This is a genomic window from Enterobacter cloacae complex sp. HYC003_NIDB, assembly GCF_056673375.1.
On sequence record NZ_CP114220.1, the window covers coordinates 563,019 to 586,520 of the forward strand.

General features: G+C 54.0%; 20 protein-coding genes and 2 tRNA genes. 19 read left to right on the forward strand and 3 right to left on the reverse strand.

The features are described from left to right. Positions 1-164: 164 nt before the first annotated feature. On the forward strand, positions 165-641 hold the full coding sequence (gene greA, locus O1722_RS02685) for a transcription elongation factor GreA (RefSeq protein WP_006812122.1): 477 nt from the start codon (positions 165-167) through the stop codon (positions 639-641). Between the two features lie 151 nt (positions 642-792). Here the strand turns inward: greA and yhbY are convergent, their stop codons facing one another. Beyond that, complete coding sequence (yhbY, locus tag O1722_RS02690) at positions 793-1,086, reverse strand: ribosome assembly RNA-binding protein YhbY (RefSeq protein WP_003861814.1); 294 nt, start codon at positions 1,084-1,086, stop codon at positions 793-795. 127 nt (positions 1,087-1,213) lie between these two features. On the opposite strand from yhbY, the gene rlmE reads away from it, so the two are divergent. From rlmE to O1722_RS02720, 6 genes are all read left to right on the forward strand, one after another. After that, the gene (gene rlmE / locus O1722_RS02695; RefSeq protein ID WP_003861812.1) at positions 1,214-1,840 is read left to right on the forward strand and encodes a 23S rRNA (uridine(2552)-2'-O)-methyltransferase RlmE; all 627 of its coding nucleotides are present in this window, start codon (positions 1,214-1,216) and stop codon (positions 1,838-1,840) included. 102 nt (positions 1,841-1,942) lie between these two features. After that, positions 1,943-3,877, forward strand: a complete 1,935-nt coding sequence (gene ftsH / locus O1722_RS02700) for an ATP-dependent zinc metalloprotease FtsH (RefSeq protein ID WP_479954426.1) — start codon at positions 1,943-1,945, stop codon at positions 3,875-3,877. 98 nt (positions 3,878-3,975) lie between these two features. Then, complete coding sequence (gene folP / locus O1722_RS02705) at positions 3,976-4,824, forward strand: dihydropteroate synthase (protein WP_003861807.1); 849 nt, start codon at positions 3,976-3,978, stop codon at positions 4,822-4,824. Next, the gene (glmM, locus tag O1722_RS02710) at positions 4,817-6,154 is read left to right on the forward strand and encodes a phosphoglucosamine mutase (RefSeq protein ID WP_017693917.1); all 1,338 of its coding nucleotides are present in this window, start codon (positions 4,817-4,819) and stop codon (positions 6,152-6,154) included. Before folP ends, glmM begins: the two co-directional genes overlap by 8 nt. Before the next feature lie 222 nt (positions 6,155-6,376). Then, entirely contained in the window at positions 6,377-6,709 is a 333-nt protein-coding gene (gene secG / locus O1722_RS02715; protein ID WP_003861803.1) for a preprotein translocase subunit SecG, read from the forward strand. Between the two features lie 9 nt (positions 6,710-6,718). Continuing rightward, a tRNA-Leu gene (locus O1722_RS02720) sits at positions 6,719-6,805 on the forward strand. 187 nt (positions 6,806-6,992) lie between these two features. On the opposite strand, the gene argG is transcribed toward O1722_RS02720, so the two are convergent. Further along, positions 6,993-8,339 carry an argininosuccinate synthase gene (gene argG / locus O1722_RS02725; RefSeq protein WP_015571974.1) on the reverse strand — a complete coding sequence of 449 codons (1,347 nt, stop codon included), beginning with the start codon at positions 8,337-8,339 and terminating at the stop codon, positions 6,993-6,995. A 286-nt stretch (positions 8,340-8,625) separates the two neighbouring features. Between argG and O1722_RS02730 the strand changes: the two genes are divergently transcribed. The 12 genes from O1722_RS02730 to mtr all read left to right on the forward strand — a co-directional run bounded on the left by O1722_RS02730 (position 8,626) and on the right by mtr (position 22,328). Further along, positions 8,626-8,702: transfer RNA gene (locus O1722_RS02730), tRNA-Met, on the forward strand. Positions 8,703-8,909: 207 nt separating this feature from the next. Next, complete coding sequence (rimP, locus tag O1722_RS02735; protein ID WP_014833432.1) at positions 8,910-9,362, forward strand: ribosome maturation factor RimP; 453 nt, start codon at positions 8,910-8,912, stop codon at positions 9,360-9,362. Positions 9,363-9,390: 28 nt separating this feature from the next. Next, entirely contained in the window at positions 9,391-10,893 is a 1,503-nt protein-coding gene (gene nusA, locus O1722_RS02740; protein WP_003861798.1) for a transcription termination factor NusA, read from the forward strand. A gap of 24 nt (positions 10,894-10,917) precedes the next feature. Beyond that, complete coding sequence (gene infB, locus O1722_RS02745) at positions 10,918-13,605, forward strand: translation initiation factor IF-2 (protein ID WP_033487756.1); 2,688 nt, start codon at positions 10,918-10,920, stop codon at positions 13,603-13,605. 106 nt (positions 13,606-13,711) lie between these two features. Further along, the gene (gene rbfA, locus O1722_RS02750) at positions 13,712-14,116 is read left to right on the forward strand and encodes a 30S ribosome-binding factor RbfA (protein WP_003861793.1); all 405 of its coding nucleotides are present in this window, start codon (positions 13,712-13,714) and stop codon (positions 14,114-14,116) included. After that, complete coding sequence (gene truB / locus O1722_RS02755; protein ID WP_017693918.1) at positions 14,116-15,066, forward strand: tRNA pseudouridine(55) synthase TruB; 951 nt, start codon at positions 14,116-14,118, stop codon at positions 15,064-15,066. The genes rbfA and truB overlap by 1 nt, the downstream gene beginning before the upstream one ends. Positions 15,067-15,220: 154 nt before the next feature. Continuing rightward, positions 15,221-15,490: a 30S ribosomal protein S15 gene (rpsO, locus tag O1722_RS02760; RefSeq protein WP_003861789.1), complete on the forward strand. Its 270-nt coding sequence runs from the start codon at positions 15,221-15,223 to the stop codon at positions 15,488-15,490. 242 nt (positions 15,491-15,732) lie between these two features. After that, positions 15,733-17,871, forward strand: coding sequence for a polyribonucleotide nucleotidyltransferase (gene pnp / locus O1722_RS02765; protein ID WP_033487755.1), 2,139 nt, complete (start codon positions 15,733-15,735; stop codon positions 17,869-17,871). 109 nt (positions 17,872-17,980) lie between these two features. Further along, positions 17,981-18,865, forward strand: a complete 885-nt coding sequence (nlpI, locus tag O1722_RS02770; RefSeq protein ID WP_017693920.1) for a lipoprotein NlpI — start codon at positions 17,981-17,983, stop codon at positions 18,863-18,865. 107 nt (positions 18,866-18,972) lie between these two features. Next, positions 18,973-19,053, forward strand: coding sequence for a protein YrbN (gene yrbN, locus O1722_RS02775; protein WP_097397692.1), 81 nt, complete (start codon positions 18,973-18,975; stop codon positions 19,051-19,053). Next, complete coding sequence (locus O1722_RS02780) at positions 19,046-20,941, forward strand: DEAD/DEAH family ATP-dependent RNA helicase (RefSeq protein WP_003861780.1); 1,896 nt, start codon at positions 19,046-19,048, stop codon at positions 20,939-20,941. The genes yrbN and O1722_RS02780 overlap by 8 nt, the downstream gene beginning before the upstream one ends. A gap of 142 nt (positions 20,942-21,083) precedes the next feature. Next, positions 21,084-22,328 (forward strand): tryptophan permease, encoded by a 1,245-nt coding sequence (gene mtr / locus O1722_RS02785; protein ID WP_006812114.1) that lies wholly within the window; start codon positions 21,084-21,086, stop codon positions 22,326-22,328. Between the two features lie 100 nt (positions 22,329-22,428). On the opposite strand, the gene O1722_RS02790 is transcribed toward mtr, so the two are convergent. Further along, entirely contained in the window at positions 22,429-23,436 is a 1,008-nt protein-coding gene (locus O1722_RS02790; protein ID WP_032672051.1) for a luciferase-like monooxygenase, read from the reverse strand. Positions 23,437-23,502 lie beyond the last annotated feature (66 nt).

Sequence of the window (23,502 nt, forward strand, 5' to 3'; positions counted from 1 at the left end):
GATGACCCATAGTGAACTTCGCGGTAAAATGCGTATCAAATTGAAAAATTGCTGCTGACCTGGGGCGTTGCTCCCGGGTCGGTTTTCTTTTTGCTTCTGGCCTGTTCAGGTGGGCTGGAGCAGGGAACACTGCTCCCAACAGGAATGTTTAAGAGGTATAACAAATGCAAGCTATTCCGATGACCTTACGTGGTGCCGAAAAACTGCGCGAAGAGCTGGATTTTCTCAAATCCGTGCGTCGCCCTGAAATCATCGCCGCTATCGCGGAAGCGCGTGAGCATGGCGACCTGAAAGAGAATGCTGAATACCACGCGGCGCGTGAGCAGCAGGGTTTCTGTGAGGGGCGCATTAAAGATATCGAGGCGAAACTGTCTAACGCGCAGGTTATCGATATCACCAAAATGCCAAATAATGGCCGTGTGATCTTCGGCTCTACCGTCAGCGTCCTGAATCTGGACAACGACGAAGAGCAGACCTATCGCATCGTGGGTGATGATGAAGCGGACTTCAAACAGAACCTGATTTCGGTGAACTCGCCGATTGCTCGTGGCCTGATTGGCAAAGAGCAGGACGATGTGGTCACCATCCGCACCCCTGGTGGTGAAGTGGAATACGAAATTATTAAGGTTGAATACCTGTAATTCGCTTCTCTACTAAGATGTTGATACATTGTAAAGAAAAGAAAAAGGCCGCATAGCGGCCTTTTATCAACTCAAGGAGCATGGCATTTTGCTCGCCTGCTGAAAGAAATCCCTCGTTTCACACACAAAATGTGTTCGATTCAGGATATCCTTAACGTGGCAGCGAGATTTTGCGCTCTTTTGATGGGCGATAGAGCACCAGCGTTTTACCGATGACCTGTACATTACAGGCGCCGGTTTCGCGCACGATGGCTTCCACGATCAGGTTTTTAGTGTCTCTGTCTTCAGAGGCGATTTTCACCTTGATCAGCTCGTGGTGTTCCAGCGCTTGTTCAATCTCGGCAAGCACCCCTTCGGTCAAACCATTGTTGCCAAGCATCACTACAGGCTTGAGCGGATGTGCCAGACCTTTAAGGTGCTGTTTTTGTTTAGTACTCAGATTCATCGTATATTTTTGCTTACGTTGGGATTGAAAACGGTTCATTCTACCGCCATCTCCCTAATATCGCCAAATAGCTGCGTAGAAATTTACGTCACAGGCAAGCAACGATGAACCAGGACGGAAATGTTAAATGACAGGTAAAAAGCGTTCTGCCAGCTCCAGCCGCTGGCTTCAGGAACACTTTAGCGATAAATATGTTCAACAGGCGCAGAAAAAGGGGTTGCGTTCCCGTGCCTGGTTTAAACTTGATGAAATACAGCAAAGTGACAAACTTTTTAAACCGGGAATGACGGTGGTCGACCTCGGTGCGGCACCTGGCGGATGGTCCCAGTATGCGGTTACGCAGATCGGCGGAACGGGCCGAATCATCGCATGCGATCTTTTACCAATGGATCCCATTGTCGGTGTCGACTTCCTTCAGGGCGACTTTCGTGATGAATTAGTGCTTAAAGCACTACTTGATCGTGTAGGTGACAGTAAGGTCCAGGTTGTCATGTCGGATATGGCGCCAAATATGTGTGGAACACCGGCGGTGGATATCCCCCGCGCCATGTATCTGGTGGAACTAGCGTTAGAAATGTGTCGTGATGTACTAGCGCCTGGTGGTAGTTTTGTTGTGAAGGTGTTTCAGGGCGAAGGTTTCGAGGAGTATCTTAAGGAAATTCGCTCCCTGTTTGCGAAGGTCAAAGTTCGTAAGCCGGACTCTTCCCGGGCCCGTTCCCGTGAAGTGTATATTGTAGCGACCGGGCGAAAATGATAACCGGTAGATTTCAGGCGAAAGTTTGAATGAAACTGGATATAGAGTATCCTGACGCTGTTTTTAACACAGTTGTAATATGAGGTTAATCCCTTGAGTGACATGGCGAAAAACCTAATACTCTGGCTGGTCATTGCCGTTGTGCTGATGTCAGTATTCCAGAGCTTTGGGCCCAGCGAGTCGAATGGCCGCAAGGTGGATTATTCTACCTTCCTGCAAGAGGTCAATCAGGACCAGGTTCGCGAAGCGCGTATCAACGGACGTGAGATCAACGTTACCAAGAAAGATAGTAACCGTTACACGACTTACATCCCGGTGAACGATCCTAAGCTGCTTGATAACCTTCTGACCAAAAACGTCAAAGTGGTAGGCGAGCCGCCGGAAGAACCAAGCCTGCTGGCTTCTATCTTCATTTCCTGGTTCCCGATGCTGCTTCTTATCGGCGTCTGGATCTTCTTTATGCGCCAGATGCAGGGCGGTGGTGGCAAAGGTGCCATGTCGTTCGGTAAGAGCAAGGCGCGTATGCTGACGGAAGACCAGATCAAGACCACGTTTGCTGACGTAGCAGGTTGTGACGAAGCAAAAGAAGAGGTGGGTGAACTGGTTGAATACCTGCGCGAGCCGAGCCGTTTCCAGAAACTGGGCGGTAAGATCCCGAAAGGCGTCCTGATGGTCGGCCCTCCGGGTACCGGTAAAACCCTGCTGGCAAAAGCCATCGCGGGTGAAGCGAAGGTGCCGTTCTTTACTATTTCAGGTTCTGACTTCGTTGAAATGTTCGTGGGTGTCGGTGCATCTCGTGTGCGTGACATGTTCGAGCAGGCTAAGAAGGCAGCACCGTGCATCATCTTCATCGATGAAATCGACGCCGTAGGCCGCCAGCGTGGCGCAGGCCTGGGTGGTGGTCACGATGAACGTGAGCAGACGCTGAACCAGATGCTGGTTGAGATGGACGGCTTCGAAGGTAACGAAGGTATTATCGTTATCGCGGCAACTAACCGTCCGGACGTACTCGACCCTGCGCTGCTGCGTCCAGGCCGTTTTGACCGTCAGGTTGTGGTCGGTCTGCCGGATGTTCGCGGTCGTGAACAGATTCTGAAAGTGCATATGCGACGCGTACCGCTGGTGCCAGATATCGACGCGGCAATCATCGCGCGTGGTACTCCAGGCTTCTCCGGTGCGGATCTGGCTAACCTGGTCAACGAAGCAGCACTGTTTGCCGCTCGCGGTAACAAGCGCGTGGTGTCCATGGTGGAATTCGAGAAAGCGAAAGACAAAATCATGATGGGTGCGGAACGTCGCTCCATGGTGATGACGGAAGCGCAGAAAGAGTCCACGGCATATCACGAAGCGGGCCACGCGATTATCGGTCGTCTGGTGCCGGAACACGATCCCGTACACAAGGTGACGATTATTCCGCGCGGTCGTGCGCTGGGTGTGACCTTCTTCCTGCCTGAAGGCGACGCGATCAGCGCCAGCCGTCAGAAGCTGGAAAGCCAGATTTCAACCCTGTACGGCGGTCGTCTGGCTGAAGAGATTATCTACGGTGCGGAACATGTTTCCACCGGTGCGTCGAACGATATTAAAGTGGCGACAAACCTGGCGCGTAACATGGTGACTCAGTGGGGCTTCTCCGACAAACTCGGTCCGCTGCTGTATGCAGAGGAAGAGGGCGAAGTATTCCTGGGCCGCTCTGTGGCAAAAGCGAAACATATGTCCGATGAAACGGCACGTATCATCGACCAGGAAGTGAAAGCGCTGATTGAACGTAACTACGCTCGCGCCCGTCAGATCCTGAACGACAATATGGACATCCTGCATTCGATGAAAGATGCGCTCATGAAATATGAGACCATTGATGCACCGCAGATTGACGACCTGATGGCGCGCCGCGAAGTGCGTCCGCCGGCAGGCTGGGAAGACCCAGGCGCGTCTAACAATTCTGACAACAATGGCACCCCGCGTGCGCCGCGTCCGGTCGATGAACCGCGTACGCCAAACCCGGGCAACACCATGTCAGAGCAGTTGGGCGACAAGTAAGTCACTGCTGTTGAAGCGTTTGTCTGTATCTCAAACCCTGGAGCTTGCTCCGGGGTTTTTCTTATCTGTTTAACCACATTAATCCCAGGGACTTCACCATGAAACTATTCGCCCAGGACTCGCATCTCGACCTTTCACATCCCCATGTGATGGGGATCCTGAATGTCACGCCTGATTCCTTCTCTGACGGCGGCACGCATAATTCGCTTATCGACGCGGTTAAACACGCGAATTTAATGATTAACGCGGGTGCCACCATCATTGACGTTGGAGGGGAGTCAACGCGGCCTGGCGCGGCGGAGGTTTCGGTGGAAGAAGAGCTGGCGCGCGTGGTGCCAGTGGTGGAGGCTATCGCCCGGCGCTTTGAAGTGTGGATCTCCGTTGATACCTCCAAACCCGAAGTGATCCGTGAAGTGGCGAGAGTGGGCGCTCACATTATCAATGATATCCGCTCGCTGACCGAGCCGGGCGCGATTGAAGCCGCCGCAGAAACCGGGCTACCGGTGTGTCTGATGCATATGCAGGGTCAGCCTAAGACAATGCAGGAGGCGCCAAAATATGAAGATGTGTTTGCCGACGTCACCCGCTTCTTTATTGAGCATATCGAACGCTGTGAACGTGCGGGTATCGCAAAAGAGAAATTGCTGCTCGACCCGGGCTTCGGTTTCGGTAAAAATCTCTCACACAATTACGCGTTGCTTGCGCGCTTATCAGAGTTTCATCAGTTCGGCCTGCCACTGCTGGTGGGAATGTCGAGAAAATCGATGATTGGTCAGTTGTTGAATGTCGGGCCGAGCGAACGTCTGAGCGGCAGTCTGGCCTGCGCGGTGATTGCCGCGATGCAAGGTGCACACATCATTCGCGTCCATGACGTAAAAGAAACAGTAGAAGCCATGCGTGTGGTGGAAGCCACACTGGCAGCGAAGGAAAACAAACGCTATGAGTAATCGTAAATATTTTGGTACCGATGGCATCCGTGGGCGCGTAGGCGATGCGCCAATTACCCCTGACTTTGTCCTGAAGCTGGGCTGGGCAGCGGGGAAAGTGCTGGCGCGTCATGGCTCCCGTAAGATCATTATTGGGAAAGATACCCGTATTTCGGGTTATATGCTGGAGTCCGCGCTGGAAGCCGGGCTGGCGGCGGCGGGGCTTTCAGCTTCCTTTACGGGGCCAATGCCGACCCCTGCTGTTGCCTATCTGACCCGCACCTTCCGTGCGGAAGCGGGCATCGTCATTTCAGCTTCCCATAATCCGTTCTATGACAACGGTATCAAATTCTTCTCCATCGACGGCACCAAACTGCCGGATGACGTGGAAGAGGCGATTGAAGCGGAAATGGAAAAAGAGATCACCTGTGTTGACTCCGCTGAGCTGGGTAAAGCAAACCGTATTGTCGATGCCGCAGGCCGCTACATTGAATTCTGCAAAGGTACTTTCCCGAATGAGCTGAGCCTGGCACACCTCAAAATTGTGGTGGACTGTGCCAACGGTGCGACTTACCACATTGCGCCGAATGTGTTCCGCGAGCTGGGTGCCAAAGTGATCACTATCGGCTGCGAGCCGGACGGTCTGAACATCAACGAAGAAGTCGGCGCGACAGACGTACGTGCCTTGCAGGCGCGTGTGCTGGCTGAAAAGGCCGATCTGGGTATTGCCCTGGATGGCGATGGTGACCGTGTGATCATGGTTGACCACGAAGGTAACAAGGTCGATGGCGATCAGATCCTCTACATCATTGCCCGTGAAGGCCTGCGTCAGGGGCAACTGCGCGGTGGCGCGGTGGGCACGCTGATGAGCAATATGGGCCTGGAACTGGCGTTGAAACAGCTGGGCATCCCGTTTGTTCGTGCGAAAGTGGGTGACCGCTACGTGCTGGAAAAACTCCAGGAGAAAGGCTGGCGTATTGGCGCGGAAAACTCCGGCCACGTGATCCTGCTCGATAAAACCACCACCGGTGACGGTATTGTGGCGGCGCTTCAGGTTGTTGCCGCGATGGCGCGTAACCATATGAGCCTGCACGATCTGTGCAGCGGCATGAAAATGTTCCCGCAGATTCTGGTCAATGTGCGTTTCACCGCGGGTAAAGGCGACCCGCTGGAAAATGATAACGTGAAAGCGGTGATGGCAGACGTGGAAGCGACTCTTGGCAGCCGTGGGCGCGTCCTGCTGCGTAAGTCGGGTACCGAGCCGCTGATCCGCGTGATGGTGGAAGGCGAAGACGAAGCGCAGGTAACTGAATTTGCGCACCGCATTGCGGATGCAGTCAAAGCTGCATAATCTTTCAGAATAAGTGTTTAAAAAGGCGGCGTTTGCCGCCTTTGTTTTAAGCAATGAATGGCTTTTTGCTGTTTTTTTCCGCAGTTGATACAATGCCTCGAAAATGCCCTTGCGAAGGTGATTCGCTTTGGTTAGTATTCACACCCGCTTCAGTGGGAAACAAAATCCTGCTAATTGGTCGAAGCATTGGTATGCGGCAAATCCGCAAGGAACAGGTTGATTATGTACGAAGCTCTTTTAGTTATTTTCCTTATTGTAGCCATCGCTCTCGTAGCGCTGATTATGCTACAGCAAGGTAAAGGCGCTGATATGGGAGCCTCCTTCGGAGCAGGCGCTTCCGGTACGCTGTTCGGTTCAAGTGGTTCTGCGAACTTCATGACCCGTACGACGGCGATTCTGGCTACGCTGTTCTTCATCATCAGTCTGGTGCTGGGCAATATCAACAGCAACAAGACCAGTAAAGGAAGCGAGTGGGAAAATCTGAGCGCGCCAGCAAAAACTGAGCAAACTCAGCCAGCTGCACCGGCTAAGCCAACCAGCGATATCCCGCAGTAAGTATTCCGTACCGAGGTGGTGGAATTGGTAGACACGCTACCTTGAGGTGGTAGTGCCCTAACGGGCTTGTGGGTTCGAGTCCCATCCTCGGTACCAATATTCCAGAAGAAAGACGTCGCAAGACGTCTTTTTTTTCGTGTGTACATTCTGTGTATCCGATCTTTTGTAGGGCGGGTAAGCGCAGCGCCATCCGCCGTTTTGCCCGGTGGCGCTGCGCTTACCGGGCCTACGAAGAGCATAAAAAAGGCGCCCAATGGGCGCCTTTTGCATGACTTGCTGTCGATTATTTCTTATCGCTGTGTTCCAGGTTCTCAACCTGAGGGAGGCCATTACCGGAACTGGCGGAGAGCAGGCCATTCTCAACATAGTTGAACAGCTTCTCACGGGTATCGGTGATGTCCAGGTTACGCATGGTCAGCTGGCCAATACGATCGTCCGGAGAGAACACTGACTCACCTTTCTCCATGGTCAGACGCTCTGCTTTATAGGTCAGGTTGTCAGACACGGTATTGAGGATGGAGTAATCATTGCCGCGACGCAGTTCCAGCGTCACTTCGCCGGTGATTGCGCTTGCCACCCAACGTTGCAGGGCGTCACGCAGCATCAGCGCCTGTGGATCAAACCAGCGACCCTGATACAGCAGTTTGCCCAGCTGACGGCCATGAGAGTGATACTGCTCGATGGTGTCTTCGTTGTGAATACCGGTCAGCAGACGCTCGTAAGCGATGTGCAGCAGCGCCATCCCCGGCGCTTCGTAAATGCCACGGCTTTTCGCTTCGATGATACGGTTTTCGATCTGATCGCTCATACCCAGACCGTGACGACCGCCGATGCGGTTTGCTTCCAGCATCAGTTCAACATCGTCGGAGAAGGTTTTACCGTTCAGGGCAACCGGATGACCACGTTCGAAACGCACGGTCACTTCTTCCGCCGGGATCTTCACGTTCTCATCCCAGAACTTCACGCCCATGATCGGGTTAACAATTTTTACGCTGGAGTTCAGGAATTCCAGGTCTTTCGCTTCGTGCGTCGCACCCAGCATGTTGGAGTCGGTGGAGTAGGCTTTCTCAACGGACATCTTGTAGTCAAAGCCGCAGGCAATCATAAACTCAGACATTTCATGACGGCCACCCAGCTCGTCGATGAAGTCGGTATCCAGCCACGGTTTGTAGATCTGCAACTCGGCGTTGGTCAGCAGGCCATAACGATAGAAACGTTCAATATCGTTGCCTTTATAGGTGCTACCGTCCCCCCAGATGTTCACGCCATCTTCTTTCATGGCGGCGACCAGCATAGTGCCGGTGACGGCACGACCCAGCGGGGTGGTATTGAAATAGGTCAGGCCGCCGGTCGTATTATGGAAAGCACCGCACTGGATTGCGGCAATCCCTTCGGCAACCAGCTGCTTACGGCAGTCGATCAGACGTGCGTTCTCTGCGCCATATTCCATGGCACGACGAGGGATCGCGTCATAATCTTCCTCGTCCGGCTGACCCAGGTTCGCAGTATATGCATAAGGAACCGCTCCCTTCTGGCGCATCCACAGCAGTGCAGCGCTGGTATCCAGGCCGCCAGAAAAAGCGATGCCAATACGTTGTCCTACCGGGAGATGCTTGAGAATCGTCGTCATATAATAAAACCCTGCTTGATTGACTGATTAGAGACCGCTTTCGCTCTCGATGCATGTTTATGCAAAATAAGTGAGTATTCATTTAATCATCTTTTATCGACGACCGAAAGAGACGTGTGCGTTTTTTGTAAAAATTTCCCTTTTATTGCCCTGGCTGAAGTTGGGTTGACAGGTGGGGTCAACTATCAATATACTGAACGCCGATTTTACGTCCCGTCTTCGGTACCAAATCCCAGCATTATTTGCAAATTCTGTCCAAAACGCGTAGAATTTGCCACGTTTCAGGCGCGGGGTGGAGCAGCCTGGTAGCTCGTCGGGCTCATAACCCGAAGGTCGTCGGTTCAAATCCGGCCCCCGCAACCACTTTCCTATAAAGTTCTTTTTCAAATATACTGTGAAGACTTAGAGCCTTCGTAGCTGGATTTGAAAAAATGCTTTCGGAGAGTGCTCCAGGCCACAGTTGTGGCTATAGGGTTCAGTTATCTAAAGCCCCGATTTATCGGGGTTTTTTGTTATCTGACTACAGAATAACTGGGCTTTACGCCCTTTTTTTATGTCTTGGGGGTGGGCTTGTCCACATTAGAGCAAAAATTAACAGAGATGATTACTGCGCCGGTCGAAGCACTGGGCTACGAACTGGTCGGCATCGAATTCGTTCGCGGCCGTACATCCACACTGCGCATCTATATTGATAGTGAAGATGGCATCAATGTTGATGATTGTGCTGATGTCAGCCACCAGGTGAGTGCGGTTCTTGATGTTGAAGATCCGATTACCGTTGCGTACAACCTGGAAGTTTCCTCACCTGGCCTCGATCGTCCGATGTTCACGGCCGAGCACTACGTGCGCTTTACCGGTGAAGAAGTGGCTCTCGTTCTGCGTATGGCCGTACAGAACCGCCGTAAATGGCAGGGAATTATCAAAGCCGTTGATGGTGAAATGATCACGGTGACAGTCGAAGGCAAAGATGAAGTGTTCGCGCTGAGTAATATCCAGAAGGCGAACCTGGTTCCCCACTTTTAACAGTCTGGATTGAGGTGAAAAGCCCGCGATGAACAAAGAAATTTTGGCTGTTGTTGAAGCCGTCTCCAACGAGAAATCACTGCCGCGTGAGAAGATTTTCGAAGCGCTGGAAAGTGCACTGGCTACAGCAACCAAGAAAAAATACGAACAAGAGATCGATGTTCGCGTAGAAATCGATCGTAAAAGCGGTGACTTCGATACATTCCGTCGTTGGGTAATCGTAGAAGAAGTGACCCAACCGACCAAAGAGATCACGCTGGAAGCGGCACGTTTTGAAGACGAAAGTCTGAACGTGGGTGACTACGTTGAAGATCAGATTGAATCTGTTACCTTCGACCGTATCACCACCCAGACCGCGAAGCAGGTTATCGTGCAGAAAGTTCGCGAAGCCGAGCGCGCGCTGGTTGTCGATCAGTTCCGCGATCAGGAAGGCGAAATCATCACTGGTGTGGTGAAGAAAGTGAACCGCGACAACATCTCTCTGGAGATCAAATCCGAAGGGCTGCCGGGTAACGCTGAAGCCGTGATCCTGCGTGAAGACATGCTGCCGCGTGAAAACTTCCGCCCAGGCGACCGTATTCGTGGTGTGCTGTATGCCGTACGTCCTGAAGCGCGTGGTGCACAGCTGTTCGTGACGCGTTCTAAACCAGAAATGCTGGTTGAACTGTTCCGTATCGAAGTGCCGGAAATCGGCGAAGAAGTTATCGAAATCAAAGCGGCGGCCCGCGATCCGGGTTCCCGTGCGAAAATTGCGGTGAAAACCAACGACAAGCGTATCGACCCGGTCGGTGCTTGCGTCGGTATGCGTGGCGCACGTGTTCAGGCGGTTTCTACCGAACTGGGCGGCGAGCGCATTGATATCGTTCTGTGGGACGATAACCCGGCGCAGTTCGTGATCAACGCAATGGCACCGGCTGATGTGGCGTCTATCGTTGTTGACGAAGACAAACACACCATGGATATCGCTGTAGAAGCGGGCAACCTGGCGCAGGCGATTGGCCGTAACGGTCAGAACGTACGTCTGGCGTCACAGCTGAGCGGCTGGGAACTCAACGTGATGACCGTTGATGACCTTCAGGCCAAGCATCAGGCTGAAGCCCACGCGGCGATCGATACCTTCACCAAATACCTGGACATTGACGAAGACTTCGCCACTGTGCTGGTTGAAGAAGGTTTCTCTACGCTGGAAGAACTGGCCTACGTGCCAATGAAAGAGCTGCTGGAAATTGACGGTCTGGATGAACCAACCGTTGAAGCCCTGCGTGAACGCGCTAAAAACGCACTGACCACCCTGGCGCTGGCTCAGGAAGAAAGCCTTGGCGATAAGAAGCCGGCTGATGACCTGCTGAATCTGGAAGGTCTTGATCGTGCGATTGCGTTCAAGCTGGCTGCCCGTGGTGTTTGTACGCTGGAAGATCTCGCTGAGCAAGGCGTTGATGACCTGGCCGATATCGAAGGTTTAACCGACGAGAAAGCCGGCGAACTCATCATGGCCGCACGTAATATTTGCTGGTTCGGCGACGAAGCGTAATAAACTGTAGCAGGAAGGAACAGCATGACTGATGTAACTGTAAAATCGCTGGCTGCTGAGATTCAGACCTCCGTGGACCGCCTGGTACAGCAATTTGCTGATGCAGGGATCCCGAAGTCCGCTGATGACTCGGTGACCGCGCAAGAAAAACAAACCTTGTTAGCGCACCTGAACCGTGAACACGGCTCTACGCCTGACAAGTTAACGCTACAGCGTAAAACGCGTAGCACGTTGAACATCCCTGGTACCGGTGGCAAAAGCAAGTCGGTACAAATTGAAGTCCGCAAGACGCGCACCTTTGTAAAACGTGATTCGCAAGAGGCAGAACGCCTTGCCGCGGAAGAGCAGGCACAGCGTGAAGCGGAAGAACAAGCTCAGCGTGAGGCAGAAGCCACTGCCAAACGTGAAGCAGAATTAAAAGCTGAACGTGAGGCCGCAGAAAAAGCGAAACGCGACGCCGGTGAAAAAGCGAAGCGTGACGCTGCGGAAAAAGACAAAGTGAGCAATCAACAGACCGACGAAATGACCAAAACTGCCCAGGCTGAAAAAGCCCGCCGTGAAAATGAAGCTGCCGAGCTGAAGCGTAAAGCGGAAGAAGAAGCCCGCCGCAAGCTTGAAGAAGAAGCTCGCCGCGTCGCCGAAGAAGCGCGTCGCATGGCAGAAGAAAACGAGAAGAACGGTGTGAATACCGCTGAACCAACTGAAGATACCAGCGATTATCACGTCACCACGTCTCAGCATGCGCGTCAGGCAGAAGACGACAACGACCGCGAAGTTGAAGGTGGTCGTGGACGTACTCGCAGTGCAAAAGCTGCGCGTCCTGCGAAAAAAGGTAACAAACACGCCGAATCAAAAGCTGACCGTGAAGAAGCGCGTGCAGCGGTTCGCGGCGGTAAAGGCGGCAAGCGTAAAGGTTCCGCTCTCCAGCAGGGCTTCCAGAAGCCTGCTCAGGCCGTTAACCGTGACGTTGTGATCGGCGAAACCATCACCGTTGGCGAACTGGCTAACAAGATGGCGGTGAAAGGCTCTCAGGTCATCAAAGCGATGATGAAACTGGGCGCAATGGCCACCATCAACCAGGTCATCGACCAGGAAACCGCACAGCTGGTTGCCGAAGAGATGGGCCACAAAGTTATCCTGCGTCGTGAAAACGAGCTGGAAGAAGCAGTCATGAGCGACCGTGATACGGGCGCAGCGGCTGAACCGCGCGCACCGGTTGTGACCATCATGGGTCACGTTGACCACGGTAAAACCTCTCTGCTTGACTACATTCGTTCTACTAAGGTTGCCTCCGGCGAAGCGGGTGGTATTACCCAGCACATCGGTGCTTACCACGTAGAAACCGAAAACGGCATGATCACCTTCCTGGATACCCCAGGCCACGCAGCGTTTACCTCAATGCGTGCTCGTGGTGCTCAGGCAACGGATATCGTTGTTCTGGTTGTTGCTGCCGACGATGGCGTGATGCCACAGACCATTGAAGCTATCCAGCACGCGAAAGCGGCGCAGGTGCCTCTGGTTGTCGCAGTTAACAAAATCGATAAGCCAGAAGCCGATATGGATCGCGTGAAGAACGAACTGTCCCAGTACGGCGTTATGCCGGAAGAGTGGGGCGGTGAAGCGCAGTTCATCCCTGTATCTGCAAAAGCAGGTACCGGTATCGACGACCTGCTGAACGCTATCCTGCTTCAGGCTGAAGTTCTGGAGCTGAAAGCGGTTCGTAAAGGTATGGCGAGCGGCGCGGTAATCGAATCCTTCCTGGATAAAGGTCGTGGTCCGGTTGCAACCGTTCTGGTTCGCGAAGGTACTCTGCACAAGGGCGACATCGTTCTGTGTGGTTTCGAATACGGTCGCGTTCGTGCGATGCGTAACGAACTGGGTCAGGAAGTGCTGGAAGCGGGTCCGTCCATTCCAGTGGAAATTCTCGGCCTGTCCGGTGTTCCGGCTGCCGGTGACGAAGTCACCGTGGTACGTGACGAGAAGAAAGCGCGTGAAGTCGCTCTGTATCGTCAGGGTAAATTCCGTGAAGTGAAGCTGGCTCGTCAGCAGAAATCTAAACTCGAGAACATGTTCGCCAACATGACCGAAGGCGAAGTTCACGAAGTGAACATCGTTCTGAAAGCGGACGTTCAGGGTTCTGTGGAAGCGATCTCCGACTCCTTGCTGAAACTGTCTACCGACGAAGTGAAAGTGAAGATCATCGGTTCTGGCGTAGGTGGTATCACCGAAACCGACGCAACCCTGGCAGCAGCGTCTAACGCGATCCTGGTTGGCTTCAACGTTCGTGCTGACGCATCTGCGCGTAAAGTGATTGATGCTGAAAGCCTGGATCTGCGTTACTACTCCGTCATCTATAACCTGATTGACGAAGTGAAAGCAGCGATGAGCGGCATGCTGTCTCCTGAGCTGAAACAGCAGATCATCGGTCTGGCTGAAGTACGTGACGTGTTCAAATCACCGAAATTCGGTGCGATCGCGGGCTGTATGGTTACCGAAGGGACCATCAAGCGTCACAACCCAATCCGCGTACTGCGTGACAACGTGGTTATCTACGAAGGTGAGCTGGAATCCCTGCGCCGCTTCAAAGATGACGTTAACGAAGTCCGTAACGGCATGGAATGTGGTATCGGCGTGAAGAACTACAACGACGTTCGCGTTGGCGATATGATCGAAGTGTTCGAGATCATCGAAATTCAGCGTACCATCGCGTAATCTTCGTCAACTGAAGAGTAATTAGCGTAGGCCGGGTAAGCGAAGCGCCACCCGGCAGTAATTTTAAAAAGGGGCTTAAGCCCCTTTTTTGTCTGGAGAATTTATTATGGCGAAAGAATTTGGTCGCCCACAGCGCGTCGCGCAGGAGATGCAGAAAGAGATCGCTCTCATTCTGCAACGTGAAATCAAAGATCCACGCGTGGGTATGATGACCACCGTGTCTGGCGTGGAAATGTCCCGCGACCTGGCGTACGCCAAAGTGTTTGTTACTTTCCTGAATGACCAGGATGAAGACGCCGTGAAGAACGGCATTAAAGCGTTGCAGGAAGCCTCTGGTTTCATCCGCTCTCTGCTTGGCAAAGCAATGCGCCTGCGTATCGTGCCAGAGCTGACCTTCTTCTACGACAACTCGCTGGTTGAAGGTATGCGTATGTCCAACCTGGTGACCAGCGTGGTGAAACATGACGATGAGCGTCGTGTTAACCCGGCGGACGACAGCAAGGAGGACTGATGAGTCGTCCTCGTCGTCGCGGTCGTGACGTGCATGGCGTGCTGTTGCTGGATAAACCACAGGGCGCATCCAGCAACGACGTGCTGCAAAAAGTGAAGCGTATTTATAACGCCAACCGTGCAGGGCACACTGGCGCGCTGGATCCGCTGGCAACCGGCATGCTGCCGATCTGCCTGGGGGAAGCGACAAAGTTTTCCCAGTACCTGCTGGATTCGGATAAGCGCTACCGCGTGATTGCCAAACTGGGCCAGCGCACGGATACCTCCGATGCAGATGGCCTGGTGGTGGAAGAGCGCCCGGTGACCTTCAGCGCGGAGCAACTTGATGCGGCGCTGGACAGCTTCCGTGGTGATACGCTACAGGTGCCGTCGATGTATTCGGCGCTGAAATATCAGGGCAAAAAGCTCTACGAATATGCGCGTCAGGGCATTGAGGTTCCGCGTGAAGCTCGTCCGATTACCGTGTATGAGTTGCTGTTCATTCGCCACGAAGGTGATGAACTCGAGCTGGAAGTACACTGTTCGAAAGGGACCTATATCCGCACCATCATTGATGACCTCGGTGAAAAGCTGGGCTGCGGCGCGCATGTGATTTATCTGCGTCGTCTGGCGGTCAGCAAATATCCGGTCGAACGCATGGTGACGCTTGAGCATCTGCACGCCCTGGTTGAGCAGGCGCAAGCGCAGGGCGTTGCGCCTGCCGATCTGCTGGACCCGCTGCTGATGCCAATGGACAGTCCGGCAGTGGACTTCCCGGTTGTTAATCTTCCTTTAACATCGTCCGTTTACTTTAAGAACGGAAACCCGGTTCGCACATCGGGGGCGCCGCTTGAGGGCCTGGTACGCGTGACGGAAGGTGACGAAGGGAAATTCATCGGTATGGGCGAAATGGACGGCGAAGGGCGTGTGGCGCCGCGTCGTCTGGTCGTCGAATATCCGGTCGAAGCGTGACGGTGATAACGCCTCACCTTGCGATAAGCAGGGGAGACGAGTAGAATATCGCCGCTTAACGCCTGGTAAATTGTTTAACAATCTGCGGGGCGTACATGGGATAGCTGAATTAGAGATCGGCATCCTTACATTCTTTATACTTTGGAGTTTGAAAATGTCTCTAAGCGTTGAAGCTAAAGCTAAAATCGTTTCTGAGTTTGGTCGTGGTACTAACGACAGCGGTTCTACCGAAGTTCAGGTTGCACTGCTGACTGCACAGATTAACCACCTGCAAGGTCACTTTGCAGAGCACAAAAAAGATCACCACAGCCGTCGTGGTCTGCTGCGTATGGTTTCTCAGCGTCGTAAACTGCTCGACTACCTGAAGCGTAAAGATGTTGCACGCTACACCGCGCTGATCGAGCGTCTGGGCCTGCGTCGCTAATTCTTGCGAGTTTCAGAAAAGGGGGCCTGATGGCCCCTTTTTTCAACCAGACGGCAGCAATTCAATGGAAACTATTGTATTGTTGCTATAAATGATCTTCATTGCAGAGGTTCGCGCGGCTAATGAGAGGCTTCACCCATGGGGGTGTCGGTTGTCATTAGTCGCGAGGATGCGAAGAAGGTCGGGTTAAATCGTCAGCACACCTGAGGTGTGCTTTCAAACATTTAAGAAAGGACAGAATTTTGCTGAATCCGATCGTTCGTAAATTCCAGTATGGTCAGCATACCGTCACGCTGGAAACCGGCATGATGGCGCGTCAGGCTACTGCTGCCGTTATGGTAAGCATGGATGACACCGCTGTATTCGTTACCGTAGTTGGCCAGAAAAAAGCTAAACCAGGTCAGGACTTCTTCCCTCTGACCGTTAACTACCAGGAGCGTACCTACGCTGCCGGTAAAATCCCGGGTGGCTTCTTCCGTCGTGAAGGCCGTCCAAGCGAAGGCGAAACCCTGATCGCGCGTCTGATTGACCGCCCGGTTCGTCCGCTGTTCCCGGAAGGCTTCGTAAACGAAGTTCAGGTTATTGCGACCGTTGTTTCCGTTAACCCACAGGTTAACCCGGACATCGTTGCTATGATCGGCGCATCTGCGGCCCTGTCACTGTCTGGTATTCCATTCAATGGCCCAATCGGTTCCGCGCGCGTTGGCTACATCAACGACCAGTACGTACTGAACCCAACTCAGGAAGAGCTGAAAGAGAGTAAGCTGGACCTGGTTGTTGCCGGTACTGAAGCAGCGGTTCTGATGGTTGAATCCGAAGCTGAACTGCTGAGCGAAGATCAGATGCTGGGCGCTGTGGTATTTGGCCACGAGCAGCAGCAGATCGTTATCCAGAACATCAACGACCTGGTGAAAGAAGCCGGTAAACCACGTTGGGACTGGCAGCCAGAAGCGGTGAACGACGCGCTGAACGCACGCGTTGCTGCACTGGCAGAATCTCGTCTGAGCGACGCATACCGCATCACCGACAAACAGGAGCGCTATGCTCAGGTTGATGTGATCAAATCTGAAGTGACCGCGACCCTGGTTGCCGAAGACGAAACGCTGGACGCTAACGAGATTGGCGAAATCCTGCACGCCATCGAGAAAAACGTTGTTCGTAGCCGCGTCCTGGCAGGCGAGCCGCGTATCGATGGTCGTGAAAAAGACATGATCCGTGGTCTGGACGTGCGTACTGGCGTACTGCCACGTACTCACGGTTCTGCGCTGTTCACCCGTGGTGAAACGCAGGCGCTGGTAACCGCGACCCTGGGTACCGCACGTGACGCACAGATCATCGACGAACTGATGGGCGAGCGTACTGACAGCTTCCTGTTCCACTACAACTTCCCTCCGTACTCTGTGGGCGAAACCGGTATGGTTGGCTCACCGAAGCGTCGTGAAATTGGTCACGGTCGTCTGGCGAAGCGCGGCGTGCTGGCAGTGATGCCAGAAGCAGACAAATTCCCGTACACCGTACGTGTGGTGTCTGAAATCACCGAATCCAACGGTTCCTCTTCTATGGCTTCCGTGTGTGGTGCCTCTCTGGCGCTGATGGATGCAGGCGTGCCAATTAAAGCCGCCGTTGCGGGTATCGCAATGGGTCTGGTGAAAGAGGGCGACAACTACGTTGTTCTGTCTGACATTCTGGGCGACGAAGACCACCTGGGCGATATGGACTTCAAAGTAGCGGGTTCCCGTGACGGTATCTCTGCCTTGCAGATGGATATCAAAATTGAAGGTATCACCAAAGAGATCATGCAGGTTGCTCTGAACCAGGCTAAAGGTGCGCGTCTGCACATCCTGGGCGTGATGGAACAGGCGATTAATGCGCCGCGTGGCGACATTTCTCAGTTCGCTCCACGTATCCACACCATCAAGATCAATCCAGACAAGATCAAAGATGTTATCGGTAAGGGCGGTTCTGTTATCCGTGCACTGACCGAAGAAACGGGCACCACCATCGAAATCGAAGATGACGGTACTGTGAAAATCGCAGCAACCGACGGCGAGAAAGCGAAATACGCTATCCGTCGTATCGAAGAGATCACGGCAGAAATCGAAGTGGGCCGTATCTACAATGGTAAAGTGACCCGTATCGTTGACTTTGGCGCATTCGTTGCCATCGGTGGCGGTAAAGAAGGTCTGGTACACATCTCTCAGATCGCTGACAAGCGCGTTGAGAAAGTGACCGATTACCTGCAAATGGGTCAGGAAGTACCGGTGAAAGTTCTGGAAGTTGACCGCCAGGGCCGTATCCGTCTGAGCATTAAAGAAGCAACCGAGCAGTCTCAGCCTGCTGCGGCACCGGAAGCCCCGGCTGCTGAACAGCAAGGCGAGTAAGGTTGCCATTTGCCCTCCGCGCAGGCGGAGGGCTTATTATCAGGCAGGACGCCTTGTTAAGCCGCCGGGGGACAGGACGTTCATCAATAGTTGTCTTCGGGAGTGGGAAATGAAGCCTTTTTTGCGCTGGTGTTTCGTTGCGACAGCTTTAACGCTGGCAGGATGCAGCAACTCTGCCTGGCGTAAGAGCGAAGTCCTCGCAGTGCCATTGCAACCGACTTTGCAGCAGGAAGTCATTCTGGCACGCATGGAACAAATACTTGCCAGTCGGGCTTTAACCGATGACGAACGCGCACAGCTTTTATATGAGCGCGGAGTGTTGTATGATAGTCTCGGTCTGAGGGCACTGGCGCGAAATGATTTTTCACAAGCGCTGGCGATTCGACCTGATATGCCTGAAGTATTCAATTACTTAGGCATTTATTTAACGCAGGCAGGCAATTTTGATGCTGCCTATGAAGCGTTTGATTCTGTACTTGAGCTTGATCCAACTTACAACTACGCGCACTTGAATCGCGGTATCGCATTGTATTACGGCGGTCGTGATAAGTTAGCGCAAGATGATCTGCTGGCGTTTTATCAAGACGATCCTAATGATCCTTTCCGCAGCCTGTGGCTTTACATCGTTGAGCAGAAGCTCGATGAGAAGCAGGCCAAAGAAGCACTGAAACAGCGCTTCGATAAATCGGACAAGGAACAGTGGGGATGGAACATTGTCGAGTTCTACCTGGGCAACATTAGCGAAGCAACGCTGATGGAACGCCTCAAGGCGGACGCAACGGATAACACCTCGCTCGCTGAGCATCTCAGTGAAACCAACTTCTATTTAGGTAAGTACTACCTAAGTCTGGGGGATATGGACAGCGCTACGGCACTGTTCAAATTAGCGGTTGCTAACAACGTACATAACTTCGTTGAGCACCGTTATGCATTGTTGGAATTATCGCTCTTGGGCCAGGAGCAAGACGACCTGGCAGAATCGGACCAGCAATAGCTGACGACATAAACATCAGCCCGTAATCTTTTGATTGCCATCACCTTCACTGGTGAGGGCGTTGTTGTTCGTCAATACACCTAATTTGAGCCGGTTCACACTTTTCAATGAAAATTGCTAATCATTTTCACGATGAGCTAAGTAGACTGGCCGCCATTAATATCGAGGCACTTGTACTACATGGCTGAATTCGAAACCACTTTTGCAGATCTGGGCCTGAAGGCTCCTATCCTTGAAGCCCTTAACGATCTGGGTTACGAAAAACCATCTCCGATCCAGGCTGAGTGTATCCCACACCTGCTTTCTGGTCGTGACGTGCTGGGCATGGCCCAGACTGGTAGCGGTAAAACCGCAGCATTCTCGCTGCCGCTGCTGAACAACATTGATCCGGACCTGCGCGCGCCGCAGATCCTCGTCCTGGCTCCAACCCGTGAACTGGCTGTTCAGGTTGCTGAAGCCATGACGGAATTCTCTAAACATATGCGCGGCGTAAACGTGGTAGCCCTGTACGGCGGCCAGCGTTATGACGTGCAGTTACGCGCCCTGCGCCAGGGTCCACAGATTGTTGTCGGTACGCCGGGCCGTCTGCTGGATCACCTGAAGCGCGGTACCCTGGACCTCTCTAAACTGAGCGGCCTGGTACTGGACGAAGCCGATGAAATGCTGCGTATGGGCTTCATCGAAGACGTAGAAACCATCATGGCGCAGATCCCGGAAGGTCATCAGACCGCTCTGTTCTCTGCAACCATGCCAGAAGCGATCCGTCGCATTACCCGCCGCTTCATGAAAGAGCCGCAGGAAGTGCGTATTCAGTCCAGCGTGACCACTCGCCCGGACATCAGCCAGAGCTACTGGTCTGTATACGGCATGCGCAAAAACGAAGCGCTGGTGCGTTTCCTGGAAGCGGAAGATTTTGATGCGGCGATTATTTTCGTTCGTACCAAAAACGCGACCCTGGAAGTGGCTGAAGCCCTGGAGCGTAGCGGCTACAACAGCGCAGCGCTGAACGGCGACATGAACCAGGCCCTGCGTGAGCAGACTCTGGAGCGTCTGAAAGACGGTCGTCTGGATATCCTGATTGCAACCGACGTGGCAGCACGTGGCCTGGACGTTGAGCGTATCAGCCTGGTTGTAAACTACGATATCCCAATGGACTCCGAGTCTTACGTTCACCGTATCGGCCGTACCGGTCGTGCGGGTCGTGCAGGCCGTGCGCTGCTGTTCGTTGAGAACCGCGAGCGTCGTCTGCTGCGTAACATTGAACGCACCATGAAGCTGACCATTCCAGAAGCCGAGCTGCCAAACGCAGAACTGCTGGGCAAACGCCGTCTGGAAAAATTCGCCGCGAAAGTACAGCAGCAGCTGGAAAGCAGCGATCTGGATCAGTACCGTGCGCTGCTGTCCCAGATCCAGCCTGTCGCTGAAGGCGAAGAGCTGGACATGGAAACCCTGGCCGCAGCACTGCTGAAAATGGCGCAGGGCGAACGTAGCCTGATCGTGCCACCTGATGCGCCGATGCGTCCTAAGCGTGAGTTCCGTGACCGTGACGATCGTTTCGAACGTCGTGGCGACCGTAACGACCGTGGTCCACGCGGTGACCGTCCAGAGCGTGGTGGTGAAGACCGTCCACGTCGCGAGCGTCGTGACGCTGGCGAAATGGAACTGTATCGCATTGAAGTGGGCCGTGATGATGGTGTTGAAGTTCGTCACATCGTTGGCGCGATCGCTAACGAAGGCGATATCAGCAGCCGTTACATCGGTAACATCAAGCTGTTCGGTTCCCACTCCACCATCGAGCTGCCAAAAGGCATGCCGGGCGAAGTACTGCAACACTTTACTCGCACCCGTATCCTGAACAAGCCGATGAACATGCAGCTGCTGGGCGATGCACAGCCACGTCCTGACCGTGGCGGCGAACGTCGTGGCGGTGGTCGCGGTTTCGGTGGCGAGCGTCGTGAAGGCGGTCGCAGCGAAGGACGCGGTGGTGAAGGCCGTCGTTTCTCCGGTGAGCGCCGCGAAAACCGTGGTCCACGCCGTGAAGAAGGCGCCAGCCGTCGTCGTTTCGGTGACGCGTAAGCCTTTCGCTTCTAACGTAAAGTAAAATATACAGCCCCGATAGTTGCTATCGGGGCTTTTTTTATTCCTTTTGTACTCTTGTACTGGTACAGTGCAACACACTAAAATGCAGAACCACATTTTTCACTGGAGATAAGGCCGCATGGCAACACTAACCACCACCCAAACGTCACCTTCGCTGCTTGGCGGCGTGGTGATCATCGGCGGAACCATCATTGGTGCCGGGATGTTTTCCCTGCCTGTGGTCATGTCCGGTGCGTGGTTCTTCTGGTCGCTGGCGGCGCTGGTTTTCACCTGGTTCTGCATGCTCCATTCCGGGCTGATGATCCTTGAAGCAAACCTGAACTACCGCATTGGCTCCAGCTTCGACACCATCACCCGGGATCTGTTGGGCAAAGGCTGGAACCTGGTGAACGGGCTGTCCATCGCGTTTGTACTCTATATCCTGACCTACGCGTACATTTCAGCGAGCGGGTCGATTCTGCATCACACCTTCTCAGAGATGTCGCTGAACGTTCCGGCGCGTCTGGCGGGTCTCTGCTTCGCGCTGGGCGTGGCGTTTATCGTCTGGATGAGCACCAAAGCGGTCAGCCGCATGACGGCGATCGTGCTGGGCGCAAAGGTCATCACCTTCTTTCTGACCTTCGGCAGCCTGCTGGGGCACGTCACGCCGGCCACGCTGTTTAACGTTGCGGAAGTGAACACCTCCTACACGCCGTACCTGCTGATGACGCTGCCATTCTGTCTGGCGTCGTTCGGCTACCACGGCAACGTACCGAGCCTGATGAAATACTACGGCAAGGATCCGCGCACCATCGTGAAATGCCTGGTTTACGGCACGTTGCTGGCGCTGGGGCTGTATGTGATCTGGCTGCTGGGGACGATGGGTAACATCCCGCGTCCGGAATTTATCGGCATTGCGCAGAAGGGCGGTAACATTGATGTGCTGGTACAGGCGCTGAGCGGCGTGCTGAACAGCCGCAGTCTGGATCTGCTTCTGGTGGTCTTCTCGAACTTTGCGGTGGCGAGCTCATTCCTCGGCGTGACGCTGGGCCTGTTTGACTACCTGGCGGATCTGTTTGGTTTTGATGACTCTGCTATGGGGCGCTTCAAAACCGCGCTGTTGACCTTCCTGCCGCCGATTGTGGGCGGCCTGCTGTGGCCGAACGGTTTCCTGTACGCCATCGGCTATGCGGGACTGGCGGCCACCATCTGGGCGGCGATTGTACCGGCGCTGCTGGCGCGCAAATCACGTAAGCGCTTCGGCAGCCCGAAATTCCGCGTCTGGGGCGGAAAACCGATGATTGCGCTGATTCTGGTATTTGGTATCGGCAATGCGGTGGTGCACGTGCTGTCGAGTTTTAATCTGTTGCCGGTATATCAGTAAAACGTGCGGTCTGAACCCCTCACCCCGGCCTTCTCCCCATGGGAGAGGGAGAAAAGAATGTAGGCCCGGTAAGCGAAGCGCCACCGGGCAAAGCAAAAAACTACCCCACCAACTCCTCTTTCACCTGCATCGCCAAATCAAACGAATGCAGACGCGCCTGGTGATCGAAAATCTGGCCGTTAACCATAATCTCATCCGCCTGGGTTTCACGCAGCACCGCCTCCAGCCCGTGACGCACTTTCGCCTTATCACCCACCAGCGACATACTCAGAGCCTGCTGCACGCCATACTGCTCGGAGGCCGACCACAGCTGATGCATATTCTCTACCGGCGGTGGAAGCTGGCCCGTCTCACCGCGACGCAGCTTCACAAACGCCTGCTGCATAGAGGTAAACAGGAATTCCGCGTCGCGGTTGCTGTCGGCGGCAATGATATTGATACACACCATCGCATACGGCTTCTCCAGACGTTCAGACGGTTGGAAGTGCGTACGATAAAGATGCAGTGCCTGATGCAGCATATCCGGTGCGAAGTGGGAAGCGAACGCGAACGGCAGCCCCAGCTGAGCGGCGAGCTGCGCGCTGTACAGGCTTGAGCCTAACAGCCATACCGGGATCTTTTCCCCGTACCCCGGCACAGGACGCACGTGCGGGTTCGGATCCCGCGCGTCAAACCAGTCCACCAGCTCGGCCACATCGCGCGGGAAGTTATCGATATCGCCGCTCATATGGCGACGCAGGGCGCGCATGGTCGGCTGGTCGCTGCCCGGCGCGCGGCCAAGCCCTAGATCAATACGGCCCGGATAAAGGGTATTCAGCGTCCCGAACTGCTCGGCAATCACCAGCGGGGCGTGGTTCGGCAGCATCACACCGCCGGATCCCAGGTGCAGAGTGGTGGTATTCGCCGCCAGATAGCCAATCAGCACCGAGGTGGCGGCGCTGGCGATGCCCACCATATTGTGGTGCTCCGCCAGCCAGTAGCGGTGATAGCCGCGCTTTTCGGCAAGCTGAGCAAGATCGAGAGAGTGCGTGAAGGCTTCTCTGGCCGAGGAGCCTTGTGGAATCGGCGCCAGATCCAGCACCGAAAACGGAATGGTTTTGTCAGTCATAACAGCTCACTTTGTCGACGGTCAATCTTTAATACTGCATTAAAAAATGATAACCGTTGTTAACAA

Bases quoted from the DNA above. Each gene is read 5' to 3' on its own strand.
- nusA (WP_003861798.1), top strand. From the start codon at position 9,391: ATGAACAAAGAAATTTTGGCTGTTGTTGAAGCCGTCTCCAACGAGAAA.
- greA (WP_006812122.1), top strand. From the start codon at position 165: ATGCAAGCTATTCCGATGACCTTACGTGGTGCCGAAAAACTGCGCGAA.
- truB (WP_017693918.1), top strand. From the start codon at position 14,116: ATGAGTCGTCCTCGTCGTCGCGGTCGTGACGTGCATGGCGTGCTGTTG.
- rpsO (WP_003861789.1), top strand. From the start codon at position 15,221: ATGTCTCTAAGCGTTGAAGCTAAAGCTAAAATCGTTTCTGAGTTTGGT.
- yrbN (WP_097397692.1), top strand. From the start codon at position 18,973: ATGAAAATTGCTAATCATTTTCACGATGAGCTAAGTAGACTGGCCGCC.
- mtr (WP_006812114.1), top strand. From the start codon at position 21,084: ATGGCAACACTAACCACCACCCAAACGTCACCTTCGCTGCTTGGCGGC.
- folP (WP_003861807.1), top strand. From the start codon at position 3,976: ATGAAACTATTCGCCCAGGACTCGCATCTCGACCTTTCACATCCCCAT.
- O1722_RS02790 (WP_032672051.1), bottom strand. From the start codon at position 23,436: ATGACTGACAAAACCATTCCGTTTTCGGTGCTGGATCTGGCGCCGATT.
- argG (WP_015571974.1), bottom strand. From the start codon at position 8,339: ATGACGACGATTCTCAAGCATCTCCCGGTAGGACAACGTATTGGCATC.
- nlpI (WP_017693920.1), top strand. From the start codon at position 17,981: ATGAAGCCTTTTTTGCGCTGGTGTTTCGTTGCGACAGCTTTAACGCTG.
- O1722_RS02780 (WP_003861780.1), top strand. From the start codon at position 19,046: ATGGCTGAATTCGAAACCACTTTTGCAGATCTGGGCCTGAAGGCTCCT.
- ftsH (WP_479954426.1), top strand. From the start codon at position 1,943: ATGGCGAAAAACCTAATACTCTGGCTGGTCATTGCCGTTGTGCTGATG.
- infB (WP_033487756.1), top strand. From the start codon at position 10,918: ATGACTGATGTAACTGTAAAATCGCTGGCTGCTGAGATTCAGACCTCC.
- yhbY (WP_003861814.1), bottom strand. From the start codon at position 1,086: ATGAATCTGAGTACTAAACAAAAACAGCACCTTAAAGGTCTGGCACAT.
- glmM (WP_017693917.1), top strand. From the start codon at position 4,817: ATGAGTAATCGTAAATATTTTGGTACCGATGGCATCCGTGGGCGCGTA.
- rlmE (WP_003861812.1), top strand. From the start codon at position 1,214: ATGACAGGTAAAAAGCGTTCTGCCAGCTCCAGCCGCTGGCTTCAGGAA.
- secG (WP_003861803.1), top strand. From the start codon at position 6,377: ATGTACGAAGCTCTTTTAGTTATTTTCCTTATTGTAGCCATCGCTCTC.
- rbfA (WP_003861793.1), top strand. From the start codon at position 13,712: ATGGCGAAAGAATTTGGTCGCCCACAGCGCGTCGCGCAGGAGATGCAG.